Origin of the sequence: Sphingosinicella sp. LHD-64 (genome assembly GCF_031157375.1) — a bacterium.
In the GTDB taxonomy this organism is placed as follows: domain Bacteria; phylum Pseudomonadota; class Alphaproteobacteria; order Sphingomonadales; family Sphingomonadaceae; genus Allosphingosinicella.
The window spans coordinates 1,403,772-1,409,840 of the sequence record NZ_JAVIFV010000001.1 but is presented as its reverse complement, the minus strand read 5'-3'; the positions used below and the strand labels follow the sequence as shown (position 1 = coordinate 1,409,840).

Sequence of the window (6,069 nt, the reverse complement as noted above, 5' to 3'; positions counted from 1 at the left end):
TGTCATAGCCGCCGCCGACCTCCTCGTAGACGAGGTCGTCGCTGTCGGCGATGAGGATGTCGTTGCCGCCGAACCCGACCAGCTGGTCGATCCCGCCCCCGCCGCGAAGGACGTTCGCGCCATTGTTGCCGATCACGACCTGGCCGAACTCGTTGCCGGTCAGATTGATGTCCGCGGTGCCGCCATGGTTCGTCGTCGACAGAATCTCGACCGCGGCACCGGCGGTCAGGACGAGGCTCTCCAGCGCGAACACATTGTCATAGCCGCCGCCGACCTCCTCGTAGACGAGGTCGTCGCTGTCGGCGATGAGGATGTCGTTGCCGCCGAACCCGACCAGCTGGTCGATCCCGCCCCCGCCGCGAAGGACGTTCGCGCCGTTGTTGCCGATCACCGCCTGGTCGTAGTTGTTGCCGGTCAGATTGATGTTGTCGGTGCCGGAATGATCGGTGGTCGAAAGGAATTCGATCTGGGTGTCGGCGACGAGCACATAGTTCGTCCGTGCCAGGACGTTGTCGATTCCGCCTCCGGACCCAGCTCCAGGACGATGTCGTCGGCGTCGACGAAATAGAAGTCGTTGCCGGCCTGCCCCTTCAGCACGTCGGCGCCGCCACCCCCGTCGAGATAGTTGGCGCCGGTATTGCCGAAGATCTCCTGATCGTACTGATTGCCGGTGAGCCGGATGGTCATACCGTTCAGAGCGGTATAGTCGGCCGGTCCGAACCGTTCGACGACGGCATCGGCGCTGAGCACGAAATCAGTTCTAGCCAGCACCGTATCGATGCCACCGCCGGCCACTTCCACGACAATGTCCCCGGCCTGGACTGAATAGGTGTCATTGCCCTCAAGGCCAATAAGGATATCGCCCCCACCGCGACTATCGATGAAGTCGATGCTCCTGGCACCCGTGATCGTCTGGTGAAGCTCATTACCGGTCAGGAACGTGGTGCCGAAATTCGACGTCGGGTTCGGGTTGCGAATGATCTCGACATGCACGCCCGGCGCAAGCGTAAAGCTGGACGCGATGACCGTATCGATGCCGCCATCAGGTCCTTCGACGATGATGTCCGTGCTTCCAGCGCCGATATAGGTGTCATCTCCGCCGAGGCCGATGAGAGTGACCTGGACGAGGGAATCCGCCGTGAGGATATTGTTTCCGGCATTTCCGGTAATGACTTCAGTGTCATCGGACCCCGTCAGGTTGATCGGGTCCGTCCCTGCGTCGTCGGTCGTGGAGAGAAACTGGATACCACTAAACGGAAGGACATAAGAGACGCTGGCATAGACCCGATTGATACCCTGATTATTGCCCACCTCGACGGGCATATCGCCGGCGTTATCGACGAAGTAGATGTCATCGCCCTCTCCACCCCGCATCTCGTCGGCGCCTTCGCCACCGTCGAGCGTGTCATTGCCGGCGAGCCCCTCAAGGACATCATTGCCGCCGAGCCCGTAGATCGCGTCATTGCCATCCGTGCCCGTGAGAGTCTCGCCCGCCCCCGTGCCAATGATTTGCTCCAACCCGAGATTGAAGGCGGTCAGGTTGCTTGCCTGGATATTGAGCAGTTGCACATAGACGGTCTGAGTGGAGGTTTCGACGATCCAGGTATCGGCGCCCTCCTGTCGTGCCTCGAATCGGCCCGAACCAAAGGGATCGGGCCCGAACGCGCTGAAATCGAGTCGATCGCCTCCGGTTCCGGCAGTGAAATCGACAATTCTGGCGCCGGAGCCGATCATCCTGACGGTGTCCGAGCCGGCGCCAAGTGTGATCGGGGTGAACAGATCGTCGGGCGAATCGTAGGTAATCCGGTCGTCACCGTCGCCGGCGTCGATCGTGCCGGCGAGCGACTGGAAGGCGCCGCCCGAATAATAGATCGTGTCATTGCCGGCGCCGCCGCCGATCGTCGCGGCTGCGATCCTCGCCTGAATGACATCGTCGCCATCGCCTCCGTCCAGGAGGACCGCCGCAACGTCGCGCACCGTCATGATGAGGATGTCATTGCCGCCCTCGCCGTAGAGCTGGTCGCTGCCGCCGGTGGTGGACGTCAGCCGATCGTTGTCGTCACCGCCCCGGAGGATGTCATCGCCGCCTTCCCCGTCCAGAACATCCGCGCCCGTGCCGCCGTTGATCGTATCATTCCCGCCACGGCCCTGGATTTCGTCGTTGCCGCCGAGCCCGTCCATGATGTCGTTCTCGTTCGTTCCCGAAAGGAAGTCATCGCCCGAAGTGCCTTCGAACCGCGCCATATTTGGAAACTCCAGGATTGGGATTTGCGGGTTACACCCATCGCTGTGGGGCTTCAAGGAAAGGCTTGTGCCCGGGGGCTCGCCGAGCCGACCCTGGACCGGTGATGCCGGCGGCTAGGATTCGCAGCTGAGCCAATATGCTGCGGTGAGGTCCTGCACGATACTGCCGAGCGACTTGTAGGCGGTGACGTCGGCCGGGCCGAGGCGGCCGGGGAGGGTGCCGGCCATGACCGCGCCGATCTCGCCGAGGACATGGGCGTCATCGACCAGGCGGGCGGCCTTGGCGCTGAGGAATTCGGCGCCCTGGGCGAGAACCCCGTCGCGGTGGTCGGCGAAGAAGCGGGCGCGAGCGACGAGGACATTGTCGATCTCGGCAGGGCCGGCACGACTGGAGCCGACCAGGTTGAGATGGGTGCCGTCGGCGATCCAGTCGCTGAACAGGATGGGCTCGGCGGTGGCGGTGGTCGTGCAGACGATGTCGGCGCGCTCGACCGCGCCCTGCACGTCGGAGGCAGCCTCGGCGCCCAGCTCCGCGGCGAGCGCCGCCGCCTTGTCCGGATCGCGGCCCCAGATCGTCACCCGCGCGATCGGGCGGACGCGGCGGATCGCCTCGACATGGCGGCGCGCCTGCTCGCCGGTGCCGAGCACGGCGAGGATGCGGGCGTCGGGGCGGGCGAGGGTGTCGGTGGCGGCGGCCGAGGCGGCGGCGGTGCGGATCGCGGTGAGTTCGCCGGCGTCGATCACCGCGGTCGGGGCGCCGGTGTCGGGGTTGAAGAGCAGGACGAGGCCCTGGTGCGAGAGGCCGCCCGTCGCGACATTGCCGGGAAAGACGCTGACCAGCTTGGCGCCGAACGGTCCGTCGTCGAGCGATCCGGGCATGACGCCGAAGGCGTTGCCCCGATCGAGGTCGATGATGCCGCGCAGCAGCTGGCGGGTGCGGCCCTGCGACAGGGCGATCATCGCCTCGCGCATCAGCGGGATGCAGGCCTCGTAGGTCAGCCGCTCGGCGACCTCCGCCGCGCCGATGACCCGGAGGCTCACGCCGCCTCCGGCGCCTCGGCGGCGATCCGGGCGCGCCACCAGCGGATCAGCAGGGTGGCGTTGAGGATCATGAGGACGCCGTAGATGTTCTGGGTGACCGCGAGCGGCAGGCTGCCGAGGACGGTCAAGGTCAGGAACAGGGCGAGGGTGACGTTCTGGACGCCGGTCTCGATCCCCAGCGTCATCGCGTCGCGGTTCGACACGCCCATCAGCCGGCCGATGCCGAGGCCGAGCGCCATCGCGGCGACGTTCAGCGTCCAGATCGCCGGCGTCGCGGCGACGAGCCGCTCGAGCACCATTTCGATGCTGACCGCCACCGAGACGCCGATCACCGCGATCAGGATCACGAAGGAGGTCGGCCGCAGCCAGCGTGCCATCTTCTGCGCGGCCTCGGGGGCAAAGCGGCGGACCAGCATGCCGGCGGCGATCGGCAGGACGGTGATGCGCACGAGTTGCAGGATCGTGGTCGGGACGGAAAGGCTCGGCACCTCGCGCCCTTCGCTGCTCAGGAACCAGGGCACCGCCCAGCTCAGCAGCAGCGGGATGGTGAAGACGGTGACGAGGCTGGTGAGCGCGGTCAGGATCACTGCCAGCGCGACGTTGCCGCGGCCGACGAAGGTCAGCGCGTTGGAGGTCGTGCCCGCCGGACAGATCGAGATGATGAAGAGGCCGAGCGCCAGCTCCGGCGGCAGGCGGAAGAGGGCGCCGATCGCGAGGCCGAGCAGCGGCAGCAGGAACAGGTGCGTGCCGAAGCCGGCGGCGACCAGCTTGGGATCGCGCGCGACGAGGGCGAAGTCGCGCAGCGTCAGGGTCAGGCCCATGCTGAACATGATCAGCATCAGCCCGATCGGCACGAGCGTCGCGTTGAAGAAGGCGACCGATGCCTCGCTCATGCGCCCCAGACCTCCCGCGCGTACCGCACGAAGTTCAGGCCCATGATCTTCTCGCTCCGCCCGGTCGAATAGCCGTGTTGCCCCAGCAGCCGGATGAGGTCGCGGAACTGGTCCGGGCCGCTGAGGCGCTCGACGAAGGGCAATGTGTCGGGAGTCTCGCCGGCGGCGCCGATGCCGGCGGCACGGCGCTCGGCGATCTCCTCGCGGGTGCGGGCGCGATAGGCCGCCATGTCGTCGACGCCGGTGGTGCCGCCGTCGGTGCCGATGCCGACATGGTCCTCGCCGCAGACGTTCACCGCATGGTCGATATGGGCGACGACGTCCGCCGGCTCGGCGACGCTGTCGGGGCTGAGGAACGGCATGAAGTAGATGCCGACGAAGCCGCCGCGCTCGGCGACGCGGCGCAGCTCGGCGTCGGTCTTGTTGCGCGGCAGATCGGTGAGCGCGCGGCAACCGGTATGGTTGATCGAGATCGGCTGGCGCGAGATCCCGGCCGCCTCGAGGCAGGTGCGCTCGCCGCTGTGCGAGAGATCGACCATCACCCGGTTGCGGTTCAGCGCCGCGATCACCTCGCGGCCGAACGGCGTGACGCCGCGATTGCCCGGCGCCATCGATCCGTCGCCGATCTGGTTGGCGGGATTGTAGGTGAGCTGGATCACGCGCACGCCGAGATCGGCGAAGATGTCGGCGCGGCTGGCGTCCGTGCCCATCATCGCGGCGTTCTGGAAGCCGTAGATGACGCCGATCCGGCCCTCCTCACGGGCGCGCAGGATGTCCGCGGCGGTCAGCACCTGGATGAGGTCGGTCTGGTGACGACGCAGCCGCGCGTCCCACAGGCCGATCTCGCGGACGCTGTGCTCGAAGGGGTCCATGTCGCCCGAAACATAGCCCAGTGTCACGTTGACCGCGTTCATGCCCGACGCCTTGGCGTCGGCGATCATCCGCGCCTCGATCTCACGTCGGCGGGTGCCCTGGATCGCGCCCGGCTGGCGCACCGCATTGGGATTGCCGAAGCCGCCGAGCGCATTGACGATCAGCATGTCGGTCCCTTGGCCTTGCGCGGCGGCGGGGATCGCAAGCGTCACGGCGCCGAGCCCCGCCATCTGCAGGAAGAGGCGCCGGTCAGGTCGGTGGGTGTCGGTCATCACCGGGGCGTAACAGCTGCGCCCCGGCTGGGCCAGGGATCCTCAGCGCAGGCGCTTATCGGACTCGGGGGCCGCCGAACGGCAGGGGCGGCGGCGGCTTGCGGTCGCGGCGCGGCAGCTGCGCCTGATAGGCGACGCCGCAATGCTCGACGCAATAGGGGAAGCCCGGATTGGCCGGATTGCCGCAGAAGTGGAAATCGGGCTCGCCGGGATGGCCGATCGGCCATTTGCAGATCCGCTCGTTGAGATCGAGCAGGCTGGTCTTGTCGGCGATCTCCGGGCTCGGCTTGGCCGGCACCAGCCGGCGCGGCGGCGCCGGCGGGATCGGCGCCTGCTGGTCGCTCGGCCCCTGGCGGACGAAGCCGCCCGGGCCGATCGAGCGGACGATCGGCTGGGGCTTCTCGGCCGCGCCGTCCGCGGGGGCGGGGGCGGGCTGGGCCGGGCGGGCGACGGGTTCCGATCGGGGTTCCCGGACCGGGGCCTCCGCCCTGGGTGCCGCGGCGGGCTTCTCGGCCTTGGCCTTCGATGCAGGGGCCGGCGCGGGCTCGTTGGGCTTCACCGGCGACGGGCGCGACTGGAGGCCGAGGCGGTGCGCCTTGCCGATCACGGCGTTGCGGCTGACCCCGCCGAGTTCGTCGGCGATCTGGCTGGCGGTGACGCCCTGGCTCCACAATTCCCTGAGCCGGTCAATTCTCTCGTCGGTCCACGACATGCTTGCTTTGCTTCCTCAACAGGTTTCGCGGGTT

At 67.6% G+C, this 6,069-nt stretch carries 6 protein-coding genes; all 6 read right to left on the bottom strand.

All coding sequences use genetic code 11. The features are described from left to right. The coding region (locus tag RCO27_RS06855; RefSeq protein WP_374990358.1) for a calcium-binding protein at nt 1-487 on the bottom strand (487 nt) is incomplete at its 3' end. Next, complete coding sequence (locus RCO27_RS06850) at nt 415-2,244, bottom strand: calcium-binding protein (RefSeq protein WP_309001882.1); 1,830 nt, start codon at nt 2,242-2,244, stop codon at nt 415-417. The genes RCO27_RS06855 and RCO27_RS06850, both read right to left, overlap by 73 nt. A 114-nt stretch (nt 2,245-2,358) precedes the next feature. Beyond that, entirely contained in the window at nt 2,359-3,285 is a 927-nt protein-coding gene (locus RCO27_RS06845) for an ornithine cyclodeaminase family protein (protein ID WP_309001881.1), read from the bottom strand. Further along, a complete protein-coding gene (locus tag RCO27_RS06840) occupies nt 3,282-4,178 on the bottom strand; it encodes a bile acid:sodium symporter family protein (RefSeq protein WP_309001880.1) in 897 nt (298 codons plus the stop codon). The genes RCO27_RS06845 and RCO27_RS06840 overlap by 4 nt, the downstream gene beginning before the upstream one ends. Further along, nucleotides 4,175-5,323, bottom strand: a complete 1,149-nt coding sequence (locus tag RCO27_RS06835; RefSeq protein ID WP_309001879.1) for a membrane dipeptidase — start codon at nt 5,321-5,323, stop codon at nt 4,175-4,177. Before RCO27_RS06835 ends, RCO27_RS06840 begins: the two co-directional genes overlap by 4 nt. 55 nt (nt 5,324-5,378) lie before the next feature. Beyond that, nucleotides 5,379-6,035 carry a GcrA family cell cycle regulator gene (locus RCO27_RS06830; RefSeq protein ID WP_309001878.1) on the bottom strand — a complete coding sequence of 219 codons (657 nt, stop codon included), beginning with the start codon at nt 6,033-6,035 and terminating at the stop codon, nt 5,379-5,381. Nucleotides 6,036-6,069 lie beyond the last annotated feature (34 nt).